This is a genomic window from Flavobacterium panici (genome assembly GCF_903819335.1).
GTDB lineage: Bacteria > Bacteroidota > Bacteroidia > Flavobacteriales > Flavobacteriaceae > Flavobacterium > Flavobacterium panici.
This window is the reverse complement of record NZ_CAIJDE010000060.1, coordinates 21,649-44,674: the sequence shown is the minus strand read 5'-3', so window position 1 is coordinate 44,674 and position 23,026 is coordinate 21,649. Positions and strand designations below refer to the sequence as shown.

The 23,026-nt window shown below is 33.2% G+C and carries 22 protein-coding genes; 6 read left to right on the top strand and 16 right to left on the bottom strand.

The window, feature by feature from the left end; translation table 11 throughout:
* Window positions 1-19: 19 nt before the first annotated feature.
* Window positions 20-3,499 (top strand): hypothetical protein, encoded by a 3,480-nt coding sequence (locus tag FLAPXU55_RS19670; protein WP_180860518.1) that lies wholly within the window; start codon window positions 20-22, stop codon window positions 3,497-3,499.
* A gap of 117 nt (window positions 3,500-3,616) precedes the next feature.
* On the opposite strand, the gene FLAPXU55_RS19665 is transcribed toward FLAPXU55_RS19670, so the two are convergent.
* Entirely contained in the window at window positions 3,617-3,913 is a 297-nt protein-coding gene (locus FLAPXU55_RS19665; protein ID WP_180860515.1) for a hypothetical protein, read from the bottom strand.
* Between the two features lie 246 nt (window positions 3,914-4,159).
* On the opposite strand from FLAPXU55_RS19665, the gene FLAPXU55_RS24215 reads away from it, so the two are divergent.
* The 4 genes from FLAPXU55_RS24215 to FLAPXU55_RS19650 all read left to right on the top strand — a co-directional run bounded on the left by FLAPXU55_RS24215 (window position 4,160) and on the right by FLAPXU55_RS19650 (window position 5,909).
* Window positions 4,160-4,288 carry a hypothetical protein gene (locus FLAPXU55_RS24215; protein WP_256379806.1) on the top strand — a complete coding sequence of 43 codons (129 nt, stop codon included), beginning with the start codon at window positions 4,160-4,162 and terminating at the stop codon, window positions 4,286-4,288.
* A gap of 17 nt (window positions 4,289-4,305) precedes the next feature.
* A complete protein-coding gene (locus FLAPXU55_RS19660; RefSeq protein ID WP_180860512.1) occupies window positions 4,306-4,698 on the top strand; it encodes a hypothetical protein in 393 nt (130 codons plus the stop codon).
* 131 nt (window positions 4,699-4,829) lie between these two features.
* Window positions 4,830-5,450, top strand: coding sequence for a DNA-3-methyladenine glycosylase (locus FLAPXU55_RS19655; RefSeq protein ID WP_180860509.1), 621 nt, complete (start codon window positions 4,830-4,832; stop codon window positions 5,448-5,450).
* A 99-nt stretch (window positions 5,451-5,549) separates the two neighbouring features.
* Complete coding sequence (locus FLAPXU55_RS19650; protein ID WP_180860506.1) at window positions 5,550-5,909, top strand: hypothetical protein; 360 nt, start codon at window positions 5,550-5,552, stop codon at window positions 5,907-5,909.
* Here the strand turns inward: FLAPXU55_RS19650 and FLAPXU55_RS19645 are convergent.
* The 7 genes from FLAPXU55_RS19645 to FLAPXU55_RS19615 all read right to left on the bottom strand — a co-directional run bounded on the left by FLAPXU55_RS19645 (window position 5,890) and on the right by FLAPXU55_RS19615 (window position 11,321).
* Window positions 5,890-6,942 (bottom strand): adenylate/guanylate cyclase domain-containing protein, encoded by a 1,053-nt coding sequence (locus FLAPXU55_RS19645; RefSeq protein ID WP_180860503.1) that lies wholly within the window; start codon window positions 6,940-6,942, stop codon window positions 5,890-5,892. The two genes, FLAPXU55_RS19650 and FLAPXU55_RS19645, sit on opposite strands and share 20 nt — an antisense overlap.
* A 126-nt stretch (window positions 6,943-7,068) precedes the next feature.
* Window positions 7,069-8,178, bottom strand: coding sequence for an alkene reductase (locus tag FLAPXU55_RS19640; RefSeq protein WP_180860501.1), 1,110 nt, complete (start codon window positions 8,176-8,178; stop codon window positions 7,069-7,071).
* 14 nt (window positions 8,179-8,192) lie between these two features.
* Window positions 8,193-9,017 carry a DJ-1/PfpI/YhbO family deglycase/protease gene (locus tag FLAPXU55_RS19635; protein ID WP_180860499.1) on the bottom strand — a complete coding sequence of 275 codons (825 nt, stop codon included), beginning with the start codon at window positions 9,015-9,017 and terminating at the stop codon, window positions 8,193-8,195.
* 52 nt (window positions 9,018-9,069) lie between these two features.
* Window positions 9,070-9,798, bottom strand: a complete 729-nt coding sequence (locus FLAPXU55_RS19630; protein ID WP_180860496.1) for a putative quinol monooxygenase — start codon at window positions 9,796-9,798, stop codon at window positions 9,070-9,072.
* Window positions 9,799-9,818: 20 nt separating this feature from the next.
* Window positions 9,819-10,040: a 2TM domain-containing protein gene (locus FLAPXU55_RS19625; protein WP_180860493.1), complete on the bottom strand. Its 222-nt coding sequence runs from the start codon at window positions 10,038-10,040 to the stop codon at window positions 9,819-9,821.
* A 27-nt stretch (window positions 10,041-10,067) separates the two neighbouring features.
* The gene (locus FLAPXU55_RS19620; protein WP_180860491.1) at window positions 10,068-10,655 is read right to left on the bottom strand and encodes an NAD(P)H-dependent oxidoreductase; all 588 of its coding nucleotides are present in this window, start codon (window positions 10,653-10,655) and stop codon (window positions 10,068-10,070) included.
* A gap of 75 nt (window positions 10,656-10,730) precedes the next feature.
* A complete protein-coding gene (locus FLAPXU55_RS19615) occupies window positions 10,731-11,321 on the bottom strand; it encodes a Crp/Fnr family transcriptional regulator (protein WP_180860490.1) in 591 nt (196 codons plus the stop codon).
* A gap of 251 nt (window positions 11,322-11,572) precedes the next feature.
* On the opposite strand from FLAPXU55_RS19615, the gene FLAPXU55_RS19610 reads away from it, so the two are divergent.
* Window positions 11,573-12,097, top strand: coding sequence for a tetratricopeptide repeat protein (locus FLAPXU55_RS19610; protein ID WP_180860489.1), 525 nt, complete (start codon window positions 11,573-11,575; stop codon window positions 12,095-12,097).
* A 26-nt stretch (window positions 12,098-12,123) separates the two neighbouring features.
* Here the strand turns inward: FLAPXU55_RS19610 and FLAPXU55_RS19605 are convergent, their stop codons facing one another.
* From FLAPXU55_RS19605 to FLAPXU55_RS19570, 8 genes are all read right to left on the bottom strand, one after another.
* The gene (locus tag FLAPXU55_RS19605) at window positions 12,124-12,396 is read right to left on the bottom strand and encodes a hypothetical protein (protein WP_180860488.1); all 273 of its coding nucleotides are present in this window, start codon (window positions 12,394-12,396) and stop codon (window positions 12,124-12,126) included.
* Window positions 12,397-12,423: 27 nt separating this feature from the next.
* Entirely contained in the window at window positions 12,424-13,779 is a 1,356-nt protein-coding gene (locus FLAPXU55_RS19600; protein WP_180860487.1) for a S41 family peptidase, read from the bottom strand.
* Window positions 13,780-13,803: 24 nt separating this feature from the next.
* Window positions 13,804-14,586, bottom strand: a complete 783-nt coding sequence (locus FLAPXU55_RS19595; RefSeq protein WP_180860486.1) for a hypothetical protein — start codon at window positions 14,584-14,586, stop codon at window positions 13,804-13,806.
* Window positions 14,587-14,632: 46 nt separating this feature from the next.
* Entirely contained in the window at window positions 14,633-15,481 is an 849-nt protein-coding gene (locus FLAPXU55_RS19590) for a T9SS type A sorting domain-containing protein (protein ID WP_180860484.1), read from the bottom strand.
* 69 nt (window positions 15,482-15,550) lie between these two features.
* On the bottom strand, window positions 15,551-16,867 hold the full coding sequence (locus FLAPXU55_RS19585) for a hypothetical protein (protein ID WP_180860483.1): 1,317 nt from the start codon (window positions 16,865-16,867) through the stop codon (window positions 15,551-15,553).
* A 521-nt stretch (window positions 16,868-17,388) separates the two neighbouring features.
* On the bottom strand, window positions 17,389-20,631 hold the full coding sequence (locus FLAPXU55_RS19580) for a TonB-dependent receptor (protein WP_180860481.1): 3,243 nt from the start codon (window positions 20,629-20,631) through the stop codon (window positions 17,389-17,391).
* Window positions 20,632-20,733: 102 nt separating this feature from the next.
* Window positions 20,734-21,585 (bottom strand): FecR family protein, encoded by an 852-nt coding sequence (locus tag FLAPXU55_RS19575; RefSeq protein WP_180860478.1) that lies wholly within the window; start codon window positions 21,583-21,585, stop codon window positions 20,734-20,736.
* A 378-nt stretch (window positions 21,586-21,963) separates the two neighbouring features.
* Window positions 21,964-22,545: an RNA polymerase sigma factor gene (locus FLAPXU55_RS19570; RefSeq protein WP_180860476.1), complete on the bottom strand. Its 582-nt coding sequence runs from the start codon at window positions 22,543-22,545 to the stop codon at window positions 21,964-21,966.
* Window positions 22,546-23,026: the final 481 nt, after the last annotated feature.

Genomic DNA, 23,026 nt, shown 5'->3' with positions numbered 1-23,026 from the left:
ACCATTTGAAATAAATACAATGGGACTGACTTCTAACGTAAACGAATCATTTAAGAAACATATTTATTCCATCGTAACAGCTGCGGTTATTGCGCTGCTAACGTTTGGTTACCTCTCTTATGTGCTTCCTAATAATGAACGTAAAGAAGACGCAAAAAATATATCTATTCTGGAAGGTATCGAAAAACATTTAGTTGGATACATTGATGATCAGGTAAAATATATTAGTGAAGAAAAAATGAAGAGTCTTAAGCTTTTACAATATAAAGGCTCTGCTGATGTCTATATTGATACTATTTTAATTGATAAAAAAGGGTTTCAGCAATTACAAGACGGAACTATCAAGCTCTCAAGAACAATTAAATTATCAGGTATACATAAAGTTTTAAAAGAACGCAAAAAAGAGGATAGTATCATTAAAGACAGTATTAGTATTGATCTGGCTAAATTTCTCAATAAAATTAATTCTACCACGCATTTTACTTCCTTTTATATTTGTCCTATTGAGAAAGGAAAATGTCGGGTTGAGAAATCATTTCTTTCCCAAAATGTCAGTCTTATTGATCAGGATAGTTTAATTAAATACAATAGAAAAAATGGTCCTTTTAGTTTCAAAAAATCTTCAAAACATTATTATACGGATCAAATCAATATTCCTCATACCAATCACACTTTATTTTTAGCCGCAGGAATTGATAAATCTGCTTTTGACCTCAACGTTCGGCAGATAAACTCTAATCTTTTGATTTTTAGTCTTATTTCAATTATTGTTCTAATATTAGGCATTAATTTCATAAAACCCATTATAAGCAGTTACAAAGAAAGACTCAGTCAAATTGACCTGGTTGGTGTTGTGTTTTCCATAGGATTACTGGTCGCTGTTATTGTGGTTTTTGCAGCATTATCGTATTGGAACAATACCATAAAAACCAGAAATATAAATGACTTAGAACTGTTGGTAAATAAAATCGATACTTCATTCAAAGAACAAATTACGGCTTATCAAAGCTGGAAAAAAAGGGATTTATTATTTGGGAAAGAATGGAAAAACCAAAAAAACTCATTTGCTAAAATATTTCTGGTAACCGGCTCAAAAAAAACCGCTTTAAATGGAGAGCTTCTTACTAAAAAAGATTCTTTGCCTGATGATCAAAAATGCTTTATAAATGGAAATACTGATTTTAAAAAGGGTACGAAAAACGCAAAGTTAATTAAGTATTTAGATGGTTATTTCCGAATGGACAACAAAGCATTAATTACAAAAAACCTGAGTAATAATGCTCCGGATATATCTAGAAAGTATGCGGATAGAATGTATTTTAAAGCGCTTCAGCAAAAAAATATAGAAAATAAAAAAACAGATCCTGTACTTACTGCTGTTTTTTCAAGAGAAAATAATCGATATCAATTAATATATGCTGAAAAAGATACTCTTAAAGAGATCAATCAGGAATCTGAAAGTAATGGCATTAAAGGAATTGCGTTTAGGGAATATTTTTCTAATGAATTAGAATTACCGCCCGGAACCGGTTATATGCTTGTCGATAAAGATGGAGATGTATTAATGCAGAACGATCCCAAAAAAAACATCTATCAAAACCTGCTTTATGTATCTCAAAACAATCCTGCATTTATAAGTCTGTTAGCTGGCGTAGATATACCGTCATTTGAGATGGAATATATGGGAATACCTTATCAGATCTGTGCAAAAAAATTAGATATTAAAACTGAATCTCCGGTTTATATTCTGGCAATCCGCGACTTGTCACACACCAATCGTTTATCCATATTCACGTTTACAAACGGATTCCTGATTTCATTTTTATATGGCTTTTTCATATTATTAATTAATTATATCTATTCAACAATCTTTTACAATGGTCGAATAGGTACATTATCAAAACATCATTTCTATTATCTTTTCCCGGACAGCAGCCGAACTACTGAATATAAAAAGTTATTAATTGTCAATTGTGTTTCTATTGTATTGGCCCTAATAGTTGCTTTTAAGTCTTCTCCTTCATTGGCATTTATCTTTTGTATCGTACTGGGCGTTAATGTTGTATTTATTAATTTGATTACTTTAAATATCCGCACATTAAATCCTAAAAAAGAACTTATTAAACTAGTATTGATTTTGTTTCTTCCGGCAATTTGCCTGCCTATGGTTTTGTTCTTTTATTATAATGTTTTTATTGCCGCTCTTGCGCTTTTTGGCACACATATTCTATTAATAATCTTCTATTATAAAAACTGGAGAAAAAGAGAAAAAACAGAACTTAGTGTATTTGCAAAGAAAAACAAAGGAGTAAACAGAAAAGCTTATACCAGATTCCTAACAGCAAGATTATTATATCAATTTGTTGTGTTTCCGTTTGTTCTTGTTAGTGCTTTTTATGTAAATGAATTGAATGATTTTGCGCGCTATTACTGCTCGTCACTTGACGCGAAAGAACAAAAAATAAAAGATAAAAATGATTTTATTATAAAAGACAGAATAACCAATGCTTACAACTGTAATTGTAAGGAGCAAACTAGAGACCAAACTAATGATCAAATTATGCAAAAGGCTAATCTTGGCTTTTTTGATCGTCCTTCGAGTTACGAAATTAAAAATTTCACATTTAACGAACTTAGCCGCAAATATTATCTAAGCCTGCTGGCAATTCTACATAACGAAAACAATAATTTTTCGTTCCTAACACTTTTTTTCTTGTTGGTTACTTTGTTTTTTCTTGCCAGTTTAGCCTATAAATTATTAAACTATTATAGTAATCGTTTCTTCTTTTATGATTTAATGCAGGCATATTATGAAAAGTATTATCCGTGTACAAAAAATGAATTAGCAAACGATCATATTTTTATACCTATGGTAAATAATTATGATATTAAAAAACTAATTCAAATTGATCATAATAGCTGCGAAATACAACCCGACAAAAGATATACCGGTAATGAAGACTGCCCTGAACGTGAAATTAGCATTGATCAGGTTTTTTATAAAGATAAAAAAAATGAAATAAGCCCTTATTTAAGAATGGATTTTATACTGAATATCAATCACAAGCAATTTTGTGAGCAGTATGAAGATATCTGGGAATCCCTGCTTGAAGAAACGCAGTATGTGCTTTTTGATTTTGCCCAGGATCACTTTGTAAATTACAAAAATAAAGATACTCTGATAAACCTTATGGAAAGAGGAATTATTGACTGCCATCAATTAACGGGAAGACTAAAAATGATGAGCCTGAGTTTTAGGATTTTTATTTTATCTAAGAGTAAACGTGATGAATTATTTGTACAGAAATTTAAAGATGAAAGCAAAAATGGAACTTACAGTAAATTGAAATTTCCAATAATAATTATTGCAGTCAGCGCCTTAGTTTTATTAATGTATCTTAACAAAGACAGTTATGATCAGGTAACTTTAATGGGAGGCAGCGTTGTAACGGTACTGGCTTTGATTAATAAAATCCTTGATGCAAACAAGAGTCTGTAAATTAAAAAAACTAAATTTTCCGAATTTTAGAATTCGGGATGTTATATCTGTATTTTTAAAGATCTTTTTCTTAGAAATGAAATCAAAAAAAGCGGAAAATCTATTTTCCGCTTTTTATTAATTACTTCCGCTATTGGTCGATTCGCTTCCGGTGCTTCCAGCCCCGCCGCTGTTATCGTTTCCAAAGTTTTCATCGGTTTCTTCGTTTTCTTCAAAATCACTTTCGTCTCCCCAATCACCTGTATTCGGTTTTTGAGCAGGATCGTTGGCGTGTGTGTTTCCGTACTCTTTATCTTCATCCGGGTTTCTGTCCTGAGAATGTAAACGTGAATCTACAGTCGGGCTCCAAATTTTATTTTCGTGGCGATCATTTTCATCATGAAAAAAATCGCTATTGCTGTTTCTAGTTTCCATATTTACTTTTTTAAAATTGAACTAAAGAACTCTTTTTTATCAATTCTTAAAATTCAGCAAAAAACAATGATTCTTATTATACTTTTTTAGGAGAATATTACAGCTTTTCTATAATTGATTTTAGATAACATATTGTGTTTAGAGTTAGTAACCGTAAATTATATAATTGACAAGCCTCTTAATTGTAAGATTCTGATTTTCAGACGTCGTACATTTGACTTATAACAATCTAAAAAATTAGAAACCATGAATACTTCAAAAAGCAAAGCAAGCACAGCGAGTGCTAAAGCATCAGATAAAAAAACTGATAAAAAAGAGGAAACATCAAAAAGCGGTTCTAAAACTGCTGCGGATAAAAAAACTACTAAAAAATAACTTTAAAAAAATATAGTATGAGCTTAGATGAAAGAGAAAATTACCGTCAGGACGACCAGAATTTTCAAGAAAATGAAAAAGGATATCAAGATAATGCAATCGATGCGCCGCCAGTAGATCATTCTATCAGCAATTCGGCAGAACCGGATTATGGAAATGATTTGGTAACCGAAGAAGTTGACAATCAGGAATTATCAGGAGAAAATCTTGGTAATGAATCTTTCGATAATGAAAGACTTGGGAATAATGAGTTTGAGCAAAACGAATTCGCAAGTGACAATGACAACAATAAAGAATTTGAAGAAGACGATGATTACGGAGATGAGGGTCTTGGTGATATAGATGATGACGATGAAGAAGAAGTTGACGATGACGATGAAGAAGGTACAAATCCTGATCGAAATTTATAATACTAAAAATAAACCGCCTGTACTGCAGGCGGTTTTTTAGTTATAATCACAAATAATAATTAATCAATAAATTAGAATTATAAATTGCTTCGAAATTTCGACCTTCGTATCCAAATTATAATTGAACAGCAATGACTGAATCTCCTACTAAAATTCCGTTTTCATACTATCTTAATTCAGATGTTATTTTCCTTGCCAAAGATCTTTTGGGAAAAGTACTTTGTACACAAATTGACGGCGAAATAACTTCTGGCATAATTGTAGAAACAGAGGCTTATTTCGGGATACAAGATAAAGCCTCTCACGCTTACGGCGGACGAAGAACGGATCGAACGGAAACTTTATACAGTCAGGGCGGCGTTTCCTATGTTTATTTATGCTACGGAATTCATCATCTTTTTAATATTGTAAGTTCTGTTGAAGGTGAACCTCATGCAGTTTTGATTCGGGGGATTGAACCTTTGACCGGAAAAGATATTATGGAAACCAGACGAAATATGTCGGCATCAAAAGGGGCTATTTCTGCTGGTCCGGGTTCTGCGGCAAAGGCTTTGGGTATTGACCGTTCTTTTAATAAAAAGGATTTAGGCGGAGAAGAAATCTGGCTGGAAGATCACGGCATTCGATATACTGAAGATCAAATTGCAGCATCGCCTCGTGTGGGCGTTGCTTATGCACAGGAAGATGCACTTTTACCGTGGCGATTTTTTATTAAAGGAAATAAATATGTCAGCAAACCCAATAAGGTATAAAACGGTAAATTTTCGAAACTTTAAAATTTTATAAATTTGCAGCAATTATTGAGGTGATTTATACCTCAGCATCTATTCAATTTCTCCATCAAAAAATAAATGACAATACAAGATTTAGTTGGTGATTTTTCCATTTCCGGAAGTAATCAGGAAGAGAGCAATCAGGTTACTTACAAAGGCACTTTGAGTTTATCCTTAGACGATAACAATAGAATTATTGCAAAATGGTTCATCAATAATGCACAGGTTCAAAAAGGTCATGGTTTTTTTAAAGATAATATCCTGGTTATTAATTTTAGTTACAAAGGCGACGACAATAAAACGTATAAAGGCGTTGCGGTTTACCGATGCATTACTAAAGATGTACTGGATGGTTTTTGGTCAGAAAAACATGGAAATCCGCTGTTTTTAGGTACAGAACATTGTTTGAGATTGGAAACTACAGAACGACTGAACTAAAATCAACAGTATATAATTTCATTGGTTTTGCTTTGCCCCGCAAAAGTATTTCTCCCTTTTGAATATAGGTTATCGAATGATCTTCGGGAAGTGCATTTTTCATGGTTTCAGAAATAACAAAATCGTGATTAAAATTATTGCATTCACATTGAATTCTTGAAGTTGTATTTAAGAGATCTCCGTGATAAACAATTTCTTTTTTTACTTTTCCTACCCAGGTAGTTACGGCGGTTCCTATATGCATTCCGGCTTTAAACTTTGGAACGATATTATATTTTCCTAAATAATATTCGCGTTTATTTTCTATACATTGTTTAAGAAGATAAAAACAATAAAGGCATCGTTTATCTTTTAGTCCGACAGCAGATTTCCAAGTCAGAATAATTTCATCTCCTACGTATTGGTAAACTTCTGCACGCGAAGATTGAATTGCTTCTGTAAAATCGTTGAATAAATCCTGCAGTAAATTGCTGTATAGAATATCTCCTAATTGTTCGGCAAGTGTGGTAGATGATTTTACATCGACAAACATAAAAATTCGTTCTTCCTGAATTGGCCGATGATATTGTCCTGTAAAATAATTATAGAAAAAACGGGAACTTAATAAACTGCTGATTTCTAAAAAGAGAATTAAAAATATAGACGCTCCCAGAGAAAACATATAATCTTCGAACAAACGTTCTTTAGCATATTTAATAAAAACTTCCTGATAAGAAAGATGCCCTAACATTTCTGAAAACATCAGAACAAAGAATAGTAAAAACAATAATATGTTTATGCTGTAAATCAGCGCTTTTAAAAGCATTGCGCCTAAAAAGGAATATCGGTTTAAATTGATAAGCCGTTTCTCAAACATTATAATAATAAAACCAATAAAGACGCCTATAACTATGCCGGGCAAAAGCTTTAAATAATCAAAATTGGATTCTGCATCTGTAATTGAGGTATATAGCAAACCTAAGATTCCGCCAACAATAGCGGCTTTTATAACAAGACCGTATTTTTTATAAAAAGGCAGCTTAGGCAATTCCATATAAAGATGCTTTCGTTCTTTATAAAAATAGATAAAATCTTAATATAAACTACCGCAGAAGTTTTTCTGTTCAAAAAAAATCCCTGAACATGAATGTGTTCAGGGATAAACTTTATTTCTAATATATTAAATTGCAACTGGCTGCTTATAAACTTCCCAGTCTGTATAACCGTGAGTTCCTAATCCGTAATGCAAATCGCGGTTGGGCTGCGTTAATTCCCAATTGTTTTGTAAACGTTCTACTAAATCAGGATTCGAGATAAACGGTTCGCCAAATCCGGCAATGTCAATAGTTCCGGCATTAATAAGCTGTTCTGATTTTTCTCTGTCCATACTTCCGGCAAGAATAATAACGCCATCGTACCAAGAACGGAAACGCTCAATAAAACCATCCGGTAATGCATGACTTCCTTTTGACTGCTGATCCATGATATGGATATAAGCAATGTTTCTTTTCTTTAATTCTACGGCTAAATATTGATATGTTGCTTCTATTTCATCATAATGCGGCAAGTCTCCTAAACCTCCGTATGGCGTTAACCGAATCCCAACTTTTTCATTGATTACAGCATCAACAGAAGCATCAATAATTTCCAGTAAAAATCTTGAACGATTTTCGATACTTCCTCCGTATTCATCTTTACGATTGTTTACAAAAGGGTTTAAAAACTGTTCGATCAAATAACCATTGGCTCCATGAATTTCTACACCGTCAAAACCTGCTTTAATGGCATTTTTAGCCGCATTGGCAAAATCAGTTACAACATTTTTAATTTCATTTACAGAAAGTGCTTTAGGCTTTGATGCCGGAACAAAACCTTCTACTCCATTTTCATTATACCCCCAAGCTGATGTATTTTGCGCCTGAATATCGGATGGACCAACCGGAGCAATTCCGTTAGGCTGATTTGAAGTATGTGATACCCTGCCTACATGCCATAATTGAGAAAATATTTTACTTTCTTGTTCATGTACTGCTTTTGTAACTTTCTTCCAGCCTTCAATTTGCTCTGCTGTATATAATCCGGGAATATAAAGTACGCCTTTTGCTGTTTCAGAAATGGCTGTTCCTTCTGTAATAATTAAACCGGCGCCAGAACGCTGTTCATAATAAACCGCATTATTTTCGTTTGGAATACCATCTTCATTTCTTGCTCTTGTCATGGGTGCCATCGAGATACGGTTTTTTAATTGTAATGAACCAATCTGAACCGGTTTAAAAATATCTATTTTCATAATAATCTGCTTTCTTATTTTTTAATTAACCAGCTTTCAACAGCTCTTGAAAAATCTGCCACATCAATTGGGTGACGGCTGGTAATAATGTTTCCATCTGTTACTACAGGTTGTTCAAGAATAGTTCCTCCCGCATTTTTTAAATCTACCTGAATGTTCCAGTATCCTGTTAATTTTCTTCCTTTTAAAATATCGGCAGAAGCCAATACAACCGGAGCGTGACAAATAGCGGCAATTAGTTTTCCTGATTTATTGAAATCCTGAATAAATTTGATTACATCTTTGTCATAACGAAGGTTATCCGGATTCCAGGCTCCTCCGGGAATAAATACTGCATCGTAATCATTTACCTTTATTTGGTCTGCAGTACGGTCAAATTTTATCCATCCAACTGGTTGTAAGTATTGAATTGCCATAACGTGTGTATTTGCCATCTCAGGAAATACTAAACCGTATCTTTCTGGAGCGGGATTAAATTTTGGTGACACTATTTCAACTTGAGCTCCTAATTCTTTAAAATACCATACTGGTCCTGTTAATTCAATTTCTTCAAAACCATCGGCAACGATTACGGCAATTTTTTTCCCTTTTAGGGCTGTTTTGTTTTTTACAGGTGTAAAGAAGAAATCTTTTAATGCTTCGTTCCCTGGTGCGTTTAATAATTTTGTCACCGGCATATTTACAACGGCTGACTGAGTAGACAATTGATTTACAACTTCTAATTCATGACTGTAGTTTGTTTTCATTTCATTTGTTTTTACGGTTACTTGTGCTTCTACATTTACTACAGCAAGTACGCTTGTCATACCTGCTGCAATGATTTTACTAATTGTTTTCATTTTTTTAGGTTTTAAATATTAATAATTTGTGTTGATTTTTTTCTGTTTAATGTTACTCGCGGGTAAGCGGTGCAAATTCGATTAGGTTATGGATTCCATCCTGAAACGGCTGTTTTTTTATACTCGTATTCAGGTAATCTATTACGGGCTGAATTGGCGGAAAATTTAAATGATATTGAAAGGCATCGTTGCTTCTGAATTTTTCGAAGGTTACAAATTGGGTTTTATCATTTTCCAATTGTGATAACTGATACGTTACTACGCCGGGTTCACTTCTAAACTGCGGCATTGCGGTATGGTAAACTTCCATGAAGTTTTTCTCTGTTCCGGCTTTTGCATCTACAAAAAGCATAATGGTTAACTGATTGTCTTCTTTTTTACTTGTTCTTCTCCATTGTTCTTTATTGAGAGGTTCTAAATCTTTTACATAGATTATTTCCTCAGGTTTTACTAAAGCAGTTTGAGCAAGCTCTTTTACAGATTTTGAATTATTTTTATCCAATGCTGTTTTGCTCGTCCAGCGTTCAAATAACCAGATAACCGTCTTGTTGTTTTGTTCAAAATAAGCTTCAGACATAATGTTGCTTTCGTTTGAAAGCGATTTTTGAACGTACTCGCTTATGGCTTTTTGAAATTTCTCCAGATATTGCTCTTTTACTTCGTAGCGTGTAATCTTTGCTTTTTCATTTTGTGCAGTCGCTAATGCACTTTGCAATGAAAACAGAACGGTAAAAATCCCTAAGACTTTTTTAGAAACTGTGAGTTTTGCTTTTGTTATCATAACTTCTAAATTTTTAAAGATTATTTATTTCTATTTTTAAAGATGAAAACGCCCAGATAATGAAATAATAAACCTACTGCCCAAGCACCAGTCTGCCAAAGCGGCCATAGATATGTTCTGTCTGTTAAAAACCAAATGGTCCAAATGGCAGGAATTGATAATACAAATACTAATAAGTGAATTCTGAAACCTTTTTTAGGGTCAATGTGAGCAGTTGTATGCTCGTTTGCTAGATGTCTCATGATATTAAATTTTATTAATTGATTGTTTTATATAAGTTGTGTTCCTAATTTTTCTGTTTTTTTCAGCCATTTAAGGCGCTGTTCTTCTGTTGATTTTCTCATAAAACCAAAAGTGGAGAATTTGATAGGATCGAATCCTACGTAACCAAATATGATGTCTTTGAGGATTTGATACTGAGAAGCACGGTAGATGAGATAGAACCACCATTTTGGAGTGTCCATCGTAATTAACAGCCTAAGGCTTTTTCCTTTTAAAAGTTTTTCGGGGAAGATTTTTCCTGAGTGATGTTTGAATGCAAAATCAGGCATAAAGATTCTGTCTATAAATCCTTTGGTAATGGCAGGCATAAAACCCCACCAGTTAGGATAAGACAATACAATGTGATCTGCCCAGGAAATGAGTTCCTGAGCCTGAATTAGATCTTTTTCAAGCGGTACTGTTTTTCCTATTTTATATCCGTCGGCAAGATTTACATCAAAATCTAGTTCAGAAATATAAATGGTTTTACAAATTGCTCCTGTACGCTCTACTCCTTTTTTGTAAGCATTAAGTAAGGCATTACAAAATGAGTTTTGAGAAGGATGACCAAGTATTAATAAGATATTCGTTTTCATTGCGCATCATTTTAATTTGACACTGCAAAGATTTTAAATAATGCGAAGGACTTCCTGACACAAATGTGTCAAAAACTATTGGTGCGCTAATTTTTGACGAATTCTGGTAAGTGTTTGTCTTTCAATACCCAGATAACTGCATAGGTGAGAAATTGAAATTCTGTTAAATAGCTCTGAGTGACACTTTATAAAATCGAGATAACGTTCCTCGGCGGTTTGAAATATAAAGCTTTCGATACGGGTCTGCTGACGTTTTAAAATTTCTTCGGCAACTAATCGTCCGTATCGTTCAAAGCTCGGTAAATGCTCATAAATCCACTGTATGTTTTCATACGAAAGACAAACCATAATTACTGGTTCTAAACACTGAATTGAATATTTACTGGGCTGCTGTGTTATAAAAGCGGGATAATGTGTGGCATATTCACCTTCGGCATAAAAACCTACGGTAATTTCATTGCCATCGTTGTCTATAAAAGAGGAACGCACTAATCCGCTTGCTATAAAACCTATTGATTTTTGTACTTTACCGAATTGAAGAAAGAAGTCTTTTTTGTTGAATTCTTCAATAGTAATTTTTAAAGCAAATTGAGAAAGTTCAGCATCAGTAACATTAGGACAAATTTCCTTTACTGATTTTAGAAATATTTCTTTGGCCGAATTCATAATCATTATTTGCTTTGAAGCCTCTAATTTAAAAAGAATATTTTTGTAAAATGTAAAAACCAAACCATTATTTTCTACAAATAAAAATTTATAATGTGCTGTGTATTAATTTTTTATTAACTTTAACGTCCCATCAAAATTTAGCCAGCTGAATATTGTAACTTCCTAAATTTAAAATTATGAAATGGTTCGTGACTTTAAAAACAACATTTAAGGACAAATTTTTTAAATCAAACCTTAAAAAAAATTTTGTGGATTTAGAGAAAGGAAAACAGCTTTATTCCACCAGCCACTTTCAGGAAGCTATAATTCATTTAGATAATGTTGTCAATTATGAATTTGATTCGAAAGCTTATGAATTAAGGGCGAGTTGTTTTCAAAAACTGGAACATCATTATAAAGCCATTGAAGATTTTGATAAGGTAATTGAATTTAATCCGCTAGAGTTTTCTTATTACTACCACAGAGCCGTTTCTAAAAAAGCCGTTTTTGATTTTACGGGACAAATTCAGGATCTTCATAACTGTATTCATTATTACAAAAAGAATAAAAATATAGAAGTTGGTTTATTAAAAACGTTTGAAACTGATTTAATAAACGCAGGAAACCATATCGAAAAACTCAAATACAATATCAGCTCTTTTCATCATAATTCTTATTTGGAAATAAAGGCATTACTAAATGATTGTTTTTACCAAATAAAGAAAATAAGGCTTAAAAGAAATAAAATTAGGACTCCTTTTCGCCAGATAAAAAAGAAGGGCTATCAATTGTAATAAATCCTGAAATATAGATTTTCTTCTTATGATTTCTTTTCTGTTTCAGATTTCATTTTCCTTAAGCTTTTATGAATAATGCTGCGGGTTGATTTTTTCTTTAGTTCATAATCTTTGGTACATTTTTGTAATTCGGCCAATAAGATTTTAAAACAATTGTACAAAACATCGAGTTCTTCCATGTTTTGGTAAATCTTAAGATCATCTTCTGATGTTGTTTGTACCGCAATAGCTTCATCTTTATATTTCTCAAAAATTTGCAGCAATTTTCGATGTTCAATGTTATCAATTCCCTGCATAACGAACGATCAATGTATTTATAATTTTCATGGTATAATTTGCAAAAGCGGGTCAATATCTGTACTTATTTTGCTGAGCGGCAATGATTGTACAGTTTCTGTTTTTATTTTGTTTGTATTTCCTGATATTCTATTTAAAGCTCCTTGCAATAAAGTTTCAGAGCGGTTTCCTAAAGCAAATACTTCCGGCTGCTGTAATTCATTTAAAACTATTTCAGGGTTTATTCCTTTTGAATAATTCCCTTCGTGTCTGGCATTAAATAATTTATATATAGAAGGATACAATATCCAGCCTCTTTTATCCGGATTGCGATCGTCTACAATTGGAAATCCTGCTACGTCTTTGCCAAATGTTTTTTCGCCAATTGTAATAACTTCCATATAGGGTTTTAGATTATTTATAATAAGTTCTGATGCCGATGCTGTCCTTTTTCCGCATAAAATATAAACTTTATTAATTCCAGGATGTGCATTGCGTAAAGCATCAAAACTTACTGAAGATTCATTGCTTTTTAAAGCCGTAGCAAAAGACTGGTCAACATTTCCTCCGTTTTGATTTCCTTCAAATTTTATAAAAAGATCGTCTGCTTTAATATTGGATGCTAAAATTATACTTAATGCTGTCGCAGATGAAACATCTCCTCCTCCATTATATCTTAAGTCTAAAACCAATTCTGTTATCGATTTGCTTTTTAATTCCTGAAACATTTGCAAATACAATTGTGCTTGTCCAACATCAAAATGCGGAATGCTTACATAACCAATTTTAGTATTATTATTTTCGATTACCTGATATGGAATGGGCTGTAAAAAGGTAAAACCCTGCAAAACAGAAACTGTTTTTGGATTAGAAAAACCTGATTGAGCAGAATACGAAACGACTTTTAAATCCAGCTGCGTATCGGCAAGCATACTATTATATAGATTATCGTAGTTATCCAATTTCAATTCTGTTCCTTCAATATGAGTTATAAGCTGTCCTCTTTGCAAACCATTATTTTTTGCCGGAGAATCTTCTAAAACATATAATATTACGCCATAATATTTTCCTTCAAAGGCTATAAAACTTACGTCAAACCCGAATTTACTTCTAAGGCTTTTAGGTGAAGTTTCGGGTTTTTCAGGATGTATCGCGTAGGAATAAATATCTTCAGACTGCAATAATGTTTTAAAATATTCTTTTGGATCTAATGCTAAATTACCTTGGCTTTTTATTGCATTATTCCATAAGTAATATCTTTTCATTTGATTGTACATCCAGTCGTTTACATATTCATTTGTATTTTCTTCATACGTTACTGGCTCATCTGTGTTTTCACACGAAATAAGAAACAGGGTAAAAAAGAAAAAAGAAAACAGCTTAATAGGCAAACAGTTTTTCATTGGATAATCTTAGAATTAATTATTTTAATGAGCCGTAAAATCAAAAAAATCTACCAGATTTAAACTTGCATCAACACTTTGAAATTTGCCATTTCCATCTTTTCTTTCATCCAAAACGATTAATCCTGATTTGTTTGGCAGCATCAGCATAACTGTAATAACTTGTCTGCCGCTTATATAAGATTCGGTTGTATTATGTTTAACCAATTCCATTCTGATAATTGGAGGCAGACTTGATGGAAATTCTATAAAATCGCTGAAGTTATCTTTGCCAATGTTTTTGACTACTCCTACTACTTCTCCGTTTACTTTGCGCATGATTCCGTCTAGTTTTCCGGTATAACCGCTGGCAGAATATTTATTAAGAGTTGGGAAAATAAATTTGAAACCGGCATTTCCTGTCTGTGTTATTTTACCGGGTTTCGTTGCCAAAACATTATTTATCCATAAATCTTCTTTGGTATAAAAAGAAATAGTATCAATAGGTTTTGCAGTTGTTAGTTGGTAAGAATAAAGAAGCTGATTGCTTACTTTATTAGTAATTTCAACCAATTTTGTTTTGTTTGAATAAAATACAAATTCGTAATTTTTATCAACTTTTTTTATGTAAGCATTTTTCTTTCCTTCTGTAAGGATTTTTCCATCTACCGCTATTTGTATAGAATCTTTTTGTGCATTGTAACCATGTATTACCACTTTTCCCGGCTGCTGTTCTTCATAATAAGGAACCATATCTTCATTAATGCATGCCTGGCAAAGGAGAAGTACAATTGAAAATAAAAGTATTGGAACAATTTTAGTTTTCATATTTTATATTTTGTCTTAATAATTATTTCTGAAAATAATTATCTGTTTACTTTTTGATAAATTTTATTTTTTTGGAAGTTGTATTATTTGATATTACCAGAAAATAGATTCCCTGCGGAAGATTTGCTACTGAAATATTTTCTTTTAAATCTGCATTACTTTTAACTAATAATCCTGAGGAATTGTAAATTTTTGCTGCAAAATCTTCGTTTAGAAATTGTTCGCTTATTTCTAATTCTAAATTTTCGGCAACAGGATTTTGTTTAAGGCGAATTGTATTATTTTTATCGAAATCATCAACACCTAATAGTGCTTCGGCAGTGATCCACACTTTCTCAACTTCGTATCCAACAAAATTGCTGTTTTCATTTAATAAGGAAATGTAAACGTTTTGATTGCCTACAAACTGCGAAATATCTAAAACATAATCTTTAAATTCCGGATCTAATTGTGATATTCTTTCCATATAAATAGTTCCTAAAAGTGTGGCTGAAGCTAGATCTGGAGATGTTCCTCCGTACACTAAAATATTTTTGCTTCCGCCGAAAATTGCCATTTGTGCTGTAAAATCTAATTCAATTTTTCCACTGTAATACGATAAATCTATTGCTGGCAGCATAGCCCAGTTTTGTTCTATTATATCAAGCGGCGCACCTGAATTTAAATCAATATTATAAGTACCTAATACATTAAAATTACCATCTTTAATTCCACCTGTACTTTCATCAAATTGAATGTTTTTTCGGGCACTCCAGTTACTACTGTTGCCATCTTTGTCTAATAAAGTCCAATCTGAAACGTCACCATCCTCAAAATCATCTTCCCAAATTGTAAACTGGGCAGATGATACAGTTGTAATCATTAGTAATAAAAATAATAGTATAATTTTTTTCATATTTTATTTGTAAAAAGCATGGACAGAAATGCTGCCCATGCTGAATTAAATATTGCTTAACCTAACTAATTAGAAATTTGAAAACTTAGTCCAAGTAGCTGTCCAAAGTGCTTCAGTTTTGAATGCACCTGTAGCACCTGTAAAGTCTAATGCTCCATCATTAAAGAATGGCTGAGTTAATGACCATTTAGTTCCCGGAGCAACAGTAGATGTAGCGTTTCCAAAACCTAAAGCAACTGTTGTTGGCAATACTGGATTAACATATCCGTGGATAGATATTGCAGACCAAGTAGAACCAGTTGATACTGAAGGAGATTCCCAGTTGATTCCTCTGTTGTATCCTGTTACAGTAGCATCAGTAAGGCTGATTTGCCCTAATCTACGTACGTGGATTCCATTTTCGTATGAGTTAGCAGCTGTTGCAGAACTAACACCAATAATAGATAATTGAGAAATAACAGGACGTGTGATAATTGTTGTAGAAGTTCCACCAGCATTGTTATCTAATTCGATACCATTAGAATCTGGAACCAAGTTTGGTGCAGTACCACTTGTACTGTGAGTAGAATTAATATCAGCAAGTGCAATTGCTTTTGTGATTGATCCTGTGTATCCTAAATCGAAGTCAAAGTTATCATCATCCGGAGCAAAAGAAACTAAATGAGTAGCATTAACTCTACCTCCAAAAAATTCAAATGAATCGTCTCTACCGTAAGAAACCTGAACGTGGTTAACTGTAGTAAGAGCACCAACTCCACCAAAAGTTACACCATTGATTTCAACACCAGTTGCAGCATCTAAGATTCTACCAGCAAATTCAACACGAACATAAGAAATTGTTCCTGCATTGTGAGAAGCATTAGATCCACCATAATAGAAATCAGAAACATTTGGCTGATCACCTAATCCTTCGATAATATTAGTAGTTGATCCGTTATTAACCTGATCATCACCTAAAATTACAAGACCACCAAAATCTCCAGGAGCTCCTTTTGTAGAAGCGTTACCATCTAAAAGATTGTAACTTGTAAATATAATTGGAGCATTTACAGTTCCTTGTGCATTAATTTTACCAGTTTTAGTAATTACAAGAACTCCTGTAGCAACACCAGCAGCAAGAGGTTTTGCTTTAATGTAAGTACCAGCCTGGATTGTTAATGTAGCTCCAGATTTTACACGAACTACTCCGTTAATTTCCCAAACTTTGTCACTTGTCCAAGTTGTGTTAGTTGTAATATCTCCACTTACAGTTTGTACTGTTGCAGGATATCCGCTGTAGTCAGCCCCAGCAGCTTTCATAGAAAAAGAAGAATCAGCAGAAGAATCATCATTTTGGCAAGAACTCACAAGTAGAGCTACAATTGCGAACATAAAAAATTTTTTCATAATAATTTAATTATTGCTATATTTGCCGCTATTAAACTAGGCCTTTGGAGAGAGCAGCAAAATTTCTTTCCTTAGGTCTTTCTCGTTTTTGGTAAATTTGTTTTTTCAAACGCATCCGTTTTACCGTCCGGGGAGCTTACCTAACTTCCATCTTTCACTATTAGGATTTTTTCATTTCAATGAAAGGATCAACTTCGATTCCCTTTAAAATTTAAATACACAAAAAGATAAATGTCTTTGGATATGATAAACCTAATGCCTTTGTCTTCTTTTATTGTTTTGGCTTAAATTGAAGATTCCGTATATCTGCAGGTTTCATTCTTTTATCTATTTAAATTTTTCGAAGAACATTTTAAATACTCTCAGCAAAAAGAGTTTTTATTTTTACCCAACTTCTTTATTTATTAGTATTAGCTTTTGAAATAACAGAATATCATGGGTGTTTTTTATTGTTAACTTTTTCTTAATATTCAGCAGGAAAATACTTATGATTATGAATTTAGTATTAACAATAGCTAATTTTAAAAATCATAGTTTAAAGAAATACTAATCGTTCTTCCGGCAAATGATTTAAAAACTACCTGATCGATATCCGGGTCATATTTATTGGTTGCATTTGCTCCAAGGCTAAATCTTGATCTTGGGTTAGATCCTGTAGGAACATCTTCTATTTTACTGTAGCTGTTTGTATTGTTGTAGGTTTGCACGCCTGTATCAAACATGTTTTTGATACTGAATTTAAACTGCAGGTCTTTCTTCTTGAAGAATTTATAACTCAGCTGTGCATCTGTTTGTGAGTAAGGCATGCGGATTTCTTCTGCCGAATAATCAAACCCAACTAAAATATACTGATCTCCAACGGCATTATGTCTAAGGCTGAACCCAAAACGGTCGCCTACATAATCCATTCCTAAGTTATAAGTATAAGGCGACTGCCCGTAAAGTGGTCTGTTTGCTTCATAAAGTCCTCCGGTACCATCCAGATTAACGTATGAAGTAACTTTGGTATCATTTACAGAAGCATTTCCGTAAACAAACAAATGTTTTAAAAGATCACCTTCTCCTAAAAAAGAAAGATTTTTGTAGAACTCTAATTCAACTCCCCAAAGTTTGGCTTTGTTTGAGTTAATATTATAGATATCCCTAACGCCAGACGGATTTAAATAACCTACGGCTTCAATTGGGTTATCTATGTCTTTATGGTATACACCAAAGGATAAAATCTCACCTCCAGAAGGAAACCATTCTAACTTTAAATCATAATTATTTGCAACGCTCGAAACTATCCCGTTTGTATAATTATAAATTTTAGCGGCGCGAAGCGGGTCGTAATATGGAATACTTAATCGCTCTGCAAACTGCGGACGTAAAACTGATTTATTGTAACCCAATCTTACATTCATTTTATTAGTTGGACTAATAATTAAACTGGCAGATGGTAAAAATTGCCACACTTTATCATCTCCCTGGGCTTCTGAGAAACCATCTGGAGTTTCAGACTGACTTTCTATTTGAGTATATAAATAACTTTCTGCTCTTACTCCCCAAACCAATCTTACATATTGACCAATTTTATCATCGAGCATTAAATAAGGTGAATGTATTTTTACGTCTCCCACATATTTGTTTCCGTAGATGCCATATTTCTGCCAGCCAAAACCACCATAATAATAGTTTGATCCGTCTAGAAATTCCGAAAGCGGCTCATAAATTGTTGCAAAAGCAGTAGGTTGACCAACTGTAATTAATTTAGCCGATTCCTGCTGATTGGTTGCTTTTTTATAAGTACCAAAATATCCTGCTTTGATATCGTTTGTAAAAGATTCTCTAAAATTAAAAGTGTATTTAAAATTGACTGCCCAGTTGTAATCTACTTCATCATTTGTAAAATAACTTCGGCTAAACGGAAACCTGTTTCCATTGTTATCGACACTATAATTTGTTATAATATCATCACCTACTTTTCCTTTTCCTATGGCTACAAATGTGGCGTCTTTAGTATCTTTTGTAACATTTCCGTATGCTCCGTACCAATTCACTTCGAGTTTGTCGAATTTGTGATTTCCTTCCACTTTATTTTGAATAAAAGTGGTGTAAACAGGATAATTAGATTCTGATGTAGTTGGTAAAATGCTTCCGCTTAGTATTTCCAGAATAGAATAAGCTCCATCTGCCCAGCCGCTAATTTGTGTTAACTGATTATTGTAAATATGCATAACCGTATTGCGCACTGTAATTTTATGGTTGTCCAACTGAATTGCAGCATTAAACATTCCGCCTAATGTTGAATTATAATTATAATTGTTTCCTGAATTTCTAAATCCGTATTTTGTAAAAGTCGAATAACTTGAATTGTCCTTTTCTGGAGTAAATTCAGAATTCATTTGGTAACTTCCTCTTTGAGTATGTTCAATTTCTAAGGTTTCCTGCGTGTTTTTAAAAATAAAAGAACCTACAAACCCCCATTTGTTATTGTCTTTCAATTTATAAACACGCCCTAAACCAAACTGAAGCGTAGTTCCCGGTGCTCCATATGTTTTATAAGTACTAAAATTATCTTGGGTAAATTGTTTAGAATAATCAATAAAAGGCCCTGATGTCGCTAAGCTTGTTGGCGGATCTATTGTTGTATGATTAGTAGGATAATCACGTCTTCCGTCATCAAATCCCCAATAATCATAATCGCCTTCTTGTCTTGTTAGTCTGTCTTTAAAAGTACTTTTGCTGTTATAAGAATTACTAATAGAAAAATTGGTAAAGTTTTCTTTTGGGATATCTTTTGTTTTTACTTCTACATATCCTCCGGCAAAATTAGCGTACATATCTGGCGTTGCTGATTTGCTTACAACGATACTTTCTACCATTGCTGTTGGAATTATATCAAACGAAAAGTTTTGCTGATAAGCATCTGTACTTGGTAAAGCGATTCCATCCATAACGGCCTGGTTCCATCTTTCTCCCATGGAGCGTACTACAACATATTTATCATTTACAGTTGTAACTCCCGTGATACGTTTTAAGGAAGCTACTACGTCTCTGTCCGGTGTTCTTGCGATTTGTTCTGCCGAAATACCATCAGAAAACTGTGCTGCCTTTTTTTGCTGAATTAACATTCCTTCAACCGAAGCTGTGGCCTGTTTATAATTTTGCACAATGATTACTTCATTTAGCGATTGTGCATCTTCCTTTAAAGAAACAACCAGCGGCGTATCTTCTCCTTCCTCAACTTTTACATGAGTAATTTTTTGGGTTTGAAAAGAAATCACGCTTATCTCGATGGTATATTCTCCTGCTTCAAGTTCTAAAATATAACTACCATCAATATCTGATTGTGCGCCAAAACCTGTTTCAACCACTTTAATATTGGCTCCCGGAAGCGAAAGTCCGTTGTTGTCAACCACCTTTCCTACAATTTTCCCTCTCCTTTTTTTTTTAACGGTTTCGTTTCTTTTAACCGCAATATTATTGTCCGTTCTTCTAAAATCTAAATTGGTTAAGGTTTGTAAATCATTCAAAACTTCGTCGATTGTTACATTATCTTTTTTTAAGGTAACAAGCGGAAAACTCAGGTCAAGGTCTTTTTGATAAACAAATTGATAAGGTGTTTGTGATTTTAAATTATCAATGATTTTTTGAGGCGAAGAGTTTTTAAAATCAACCGATACGGTTCCTGTTTGCGAATAAATAGTGTTTGTTCCGAGAAAAAATCCCAAAAGCAAAATCCAGATGGCAATAAAATAATGCCTGGAAAAATCATTGTTCATAGTTGAAATTGTTAGTTTATGTAATTAATTTTAATGAGATATTTTGCGTTAATTATTTTGTAGTTTTAAAATAATGGCTGTGTAAGACAAGTAAATTGCTGTTTATTTTTTACCGATTATATAAATGCTGTTTCCCGCCGGACTGATATGTATTTCTAAAGCAAAAGCAATAGTTTGAAGTGTTTCATAAAAGCCTTGTCGCGTGTCCAGAGTTCCCTGAATTTTTAGATTTTTTAAATCGTCATCCAGATAATTCACCGTAAACTTATGATCACGCTGCAGTATTGTAATAACCTCATCTAGGGTTAAACCGTCAACATAGAGCAATACTTTTTTCCACTCTGGTTCAAAATTGTTTGTTTTCTCTTTATTAACTGTAGCCGTTTTTTCGGCATATATGGCTCTGTAACCTCTTTCAAGGAAAACCGTATTTTGTGTACTTTCTACTTTTACTTTTCCTGTTCTTACGCTTACCTGTGCATCATTATCATTGTAGGCTTTAACATTGAATGAAGTTCCCAAAACAGTTGTTTTTACAGCGCCTGAAGTAATAATAAACGGACGTGTAACATCTCGCTTTACTTCAAAAAATGCTTCTCCTCTTAACGTTACATTTCGTTCCTTTTTTGAAAATTTTGCAGGATAATCAATTTCTGTATTTTGGTTCAGCCAGACTCTTGTACCATCTGGCAGCGTTATAAGACGTATATCATCTTTAAAAGTTATGGTTGAAGTAATTTTAGGCTTAGATAAATCTAATCGGTTTAAAGAATGATAACTTCCAATAGAAAGAACAATTACGGCACAAGCTACAGCAACCCAATTGTAAAGGTTTCTATATTTATGAATTGTCGCCTTTCGAATATTATCCCACATTCGGGCTTCCGTATCATTTGGAAGAATACCTCTGTTGGGTATAGCATTCCATTCTTCTTTTAATTTTTTATTTCTCATTTAGATTTATTTAGAATCGAAAAATCATGCGCGAATCTCCCCGATTCAACTACATTAGATTTTCATTCTTTTAAATGTCACGGGGTATTGTTACTATTAACGTTTTCTTAATCTGCGAGAAGATTTGGCAGCATAAAACGTGTTTTTGTCATTTCGACCGAAAGGAGACCCGAGCGATAGCGAACAGACGAAGTAAATCGCACGCGGGAATCCGTGCAGAATGTCACCAATCTTTTGTCGAATTACACATGAGATTTCTCCCTTCGGTCGAAATGACAATATTGTCGCCAATCTTTGTAAACCGGATTAAAATCCGGCCCTACAATATAGGCCGACCCTTCGGCTCTTTTCTGCTAATCTGAATTTCGAAATGACAAACTAATATGCAATAAATTCAGTCTGACTGATAAAGAAAAGCGCAAACCAATAAAGCTCATGATTCTTTACCGAATTTTTCTTTAAAAATTGTAAAGTTTTAGAGATTTGATTGGCAACGGCACTTGGAGACATATTCATTTCAACCGCAATTTCTTTATAACTGCGATCTTCGAATTTATGAAGACTGAATATTTTTCTTCTTTTTTCTGGGATTTTATTAAGCAGATATTCGATTTTTTCCAGCTGCGAACTGATGTCTTCATCTGGTTCGGCAGCGCTGTCAAGTTCTTTGATCAACTGATCGTCTTCTACAGAAAAAATTCGGTTTTGCTTTTTGTACCATTTTGAGATTTCCTGTTTGGAACTTTTAAACAAGATGGCTTCCAGCGTAACATTTGGGTCTAATTTAGTCCGATATTTCCAAAGATGAATAAATACATTTTGCGTCACATCTTCTGAATCTGCGAGCTGCGCTGTATATTTTTTGACAAAACAAAAAACTTTAAAATGGTACAATTCATATATTTCCTTAAAACAAGAATCATCTCCAGCACGCAACCTTAATATCAAATTAGAACTCATAATGCAATTTTAAATGTTAAAGAAGAGCCTTACAAAAGTATAATAAACATTTATTGGTATTTTTTACAATTTGGTCATTTAATAATTTATTAATATTGAAACCAGTTTCCTGTGTTTAAAGGGATTTACGAGAGGCTCACGCATTTCTAAAAATCGCTGTATTAGCAAATCATTAAAAGATTTGTAATTTTGATGTATAAATCAGCAAGTAACTCCTCGTAATGAAAATTCATATTTTTGGCGCATCCGAGAGCGGTGTAACGACAGCTGGTGAAGCCTTATCCAAAAAACTAGACATCCCTTACTTTGACAGTGATACCTATTTTTGGGAGAAAACCCAAACTTATCATTCCACAGGAATGTTTCGTTGGTAGAAAAAAATAAAGATCAGCAACATTTGCGTTCCGTAGGAACGTTTGATAGCTCAGATTATTAAAAAAAAATGTCAAAAATCAAACGTTCCTACGGAACGTAAACCATC

Excerpts from the sequence above, each read along its gene's own strand:
- FLAPXU55_RS19625 (WP_180860493.1), bottom strand. The coding sequence starts at position 10,040 with ATGAGACATCTAGCAAACGAGCATACAACTGCTCACATTGACCCTAAA.
- FLAPXU55_RS19630 (WP_180860496.1), bottom strand. The coding sequence starts at position 9,798 with ATGATAACAAAAGCAAAACTCACAGTTTCTAAAAAAGTCTTAGGGATT.
- FLAPXU55_RS19645 (WP_180860503.1), bottom strand. The coding sequence starts at position 6,942 with ATGGAATTGCCTAAGCTGCCTTTTTATAAAAAATACGGTCTTGTTATA.
- FLAPXU55_RS19640 (WP_180860501.1), bottom strand. The coding sequence starts at position 8,178 with ATGAAAATAGATATTTTTAAACCGGTTCAGATTGGTTCATTACAATTA.
- FLAPXU55_RS19670 (WP_180860518.1), top strand. The coding sequence starts at position 20 with ATGGGACTGACTTCTAACGTAAACGAATCATTTAAGAAACATATTTAT.
- FLAPXU55_RS19580 (WP_180860481.1), bottom strand. The coding sequence starts at position 20,631 with ATGAACAATGATTTTTCCAGGCATTATTTTATTGCCATCTGGATTTTG.
- FLAPXU55_RS19620 (WP_180860491.1), bottom strand. The coding sequence starts at position 10,655 with ATGAAAACGAATATCTTATTAATACTTGGTCATCCTTCTCAAAACTCA.
- FLAPXU55_RS19605 (WP_180860488.1), bottom strand. The coding sequence starts at position 12,396 with ATGCAGGGAATTGATAACATTGAACATCGAAAATTGCTGCAAATTTTT.
- FLAPXU55_RS19570 (WP_180860476.1), bottom strand. The coding sequence starts at position 22,545 with ATGAGTTCTAATTTGATATTAAGGTTGCGTGCTGGAGATGATTCTTGT.
- FLAPXU55_RS19615 (WP_180860490.1), bottom strand. The coding sequence starts at position 11,321 with ATGAATTCGGCCAAAGAAATATTTCTAAAATCAGTAAAGGAAATTTGT.
- FLAPXU55_RS19665 (WP_180860515.1), bottom strand. The coding sequence starts at position 3,913 with ATGGAAACTAGAAACAGCAATAGCGATTTTTTTCATGATGAAAATGAT.
- FLAPXU55_RS19600 (WP_180860487.1), bottom strand. The coding sequence starts at position 13,779 with ATGAAAAACTGTTTGCCTATTAAGCTGTTTTCTTTTTTCTTTTTTACC.
- FLAPXU55_RS24215 (WP_256379806.1), top strand. The coding sequence starts at position 4,160 with ATGAATACTTCAAAAAGCAAAGCAAGCACAGCGAGTGCTAAAGCATCA.
- FLAPXU55_RS19585 (WP_180860483.1), bottom strand. The coding sequence starts at position 16,867 with ATGAAAAAATTTTTTATGTTCGCAATTGTAGCTCTACTTGTGAGTTCT.
- FLAPXU55_RS19660 (WP_180860512.1), top strand. The coding sequence starts at position 4,306 with ATGAGCTTAGATGAAAGAGAAAATTACCGTCAGGACGACCAGAATTTT.
- FLAPXU55_RS19635 (WP_180860499.1), bottom strand. The coding sequence starts at position 9,017 with ATGAAAACAATTAGTAAAATCATTGCAGCAGGTATGACAAGCGTACTT.
- FLAPXU55_RS19650 (WP_180860506.1), top strand. The coding sequence starts at position 5,550 with ATGACAATACAAGATTTAGTTGGTGATTTTTCCATTTCCGGAAGTAAT.
- FLAPXU55_RS19655 (WP_180860509.1), top strand. The coding sequence starts at position 4,830 with ATGACTGAATCTCCTACTAAAATTCCGTTTTCATACTATCTTAATTCA.
- FLAPXU55_RS19590 (WP_180860484.1), bottom strand. The coding sequence starts at position 15,481 with ATGAAAAAAATTATACTATTATTTTTATTACTAATGATTACAACTGTA.
- FLAPXU55_RS19575 (WP_180860478.1), bottom strand. The coding sequence starts at position 21,585 with ATGAGAAATAAAAAATTAAAAGAAGAATGGAATGCTATACCCAACAGA.
- FLAPXU55_RS19595 (WP_180860486.1), bottom strand. The coding sequence starts at position 14,586 with ATGAAAACTAAAATTGTTCCAATACTTTTATTTTCAATTGTACTTCTC.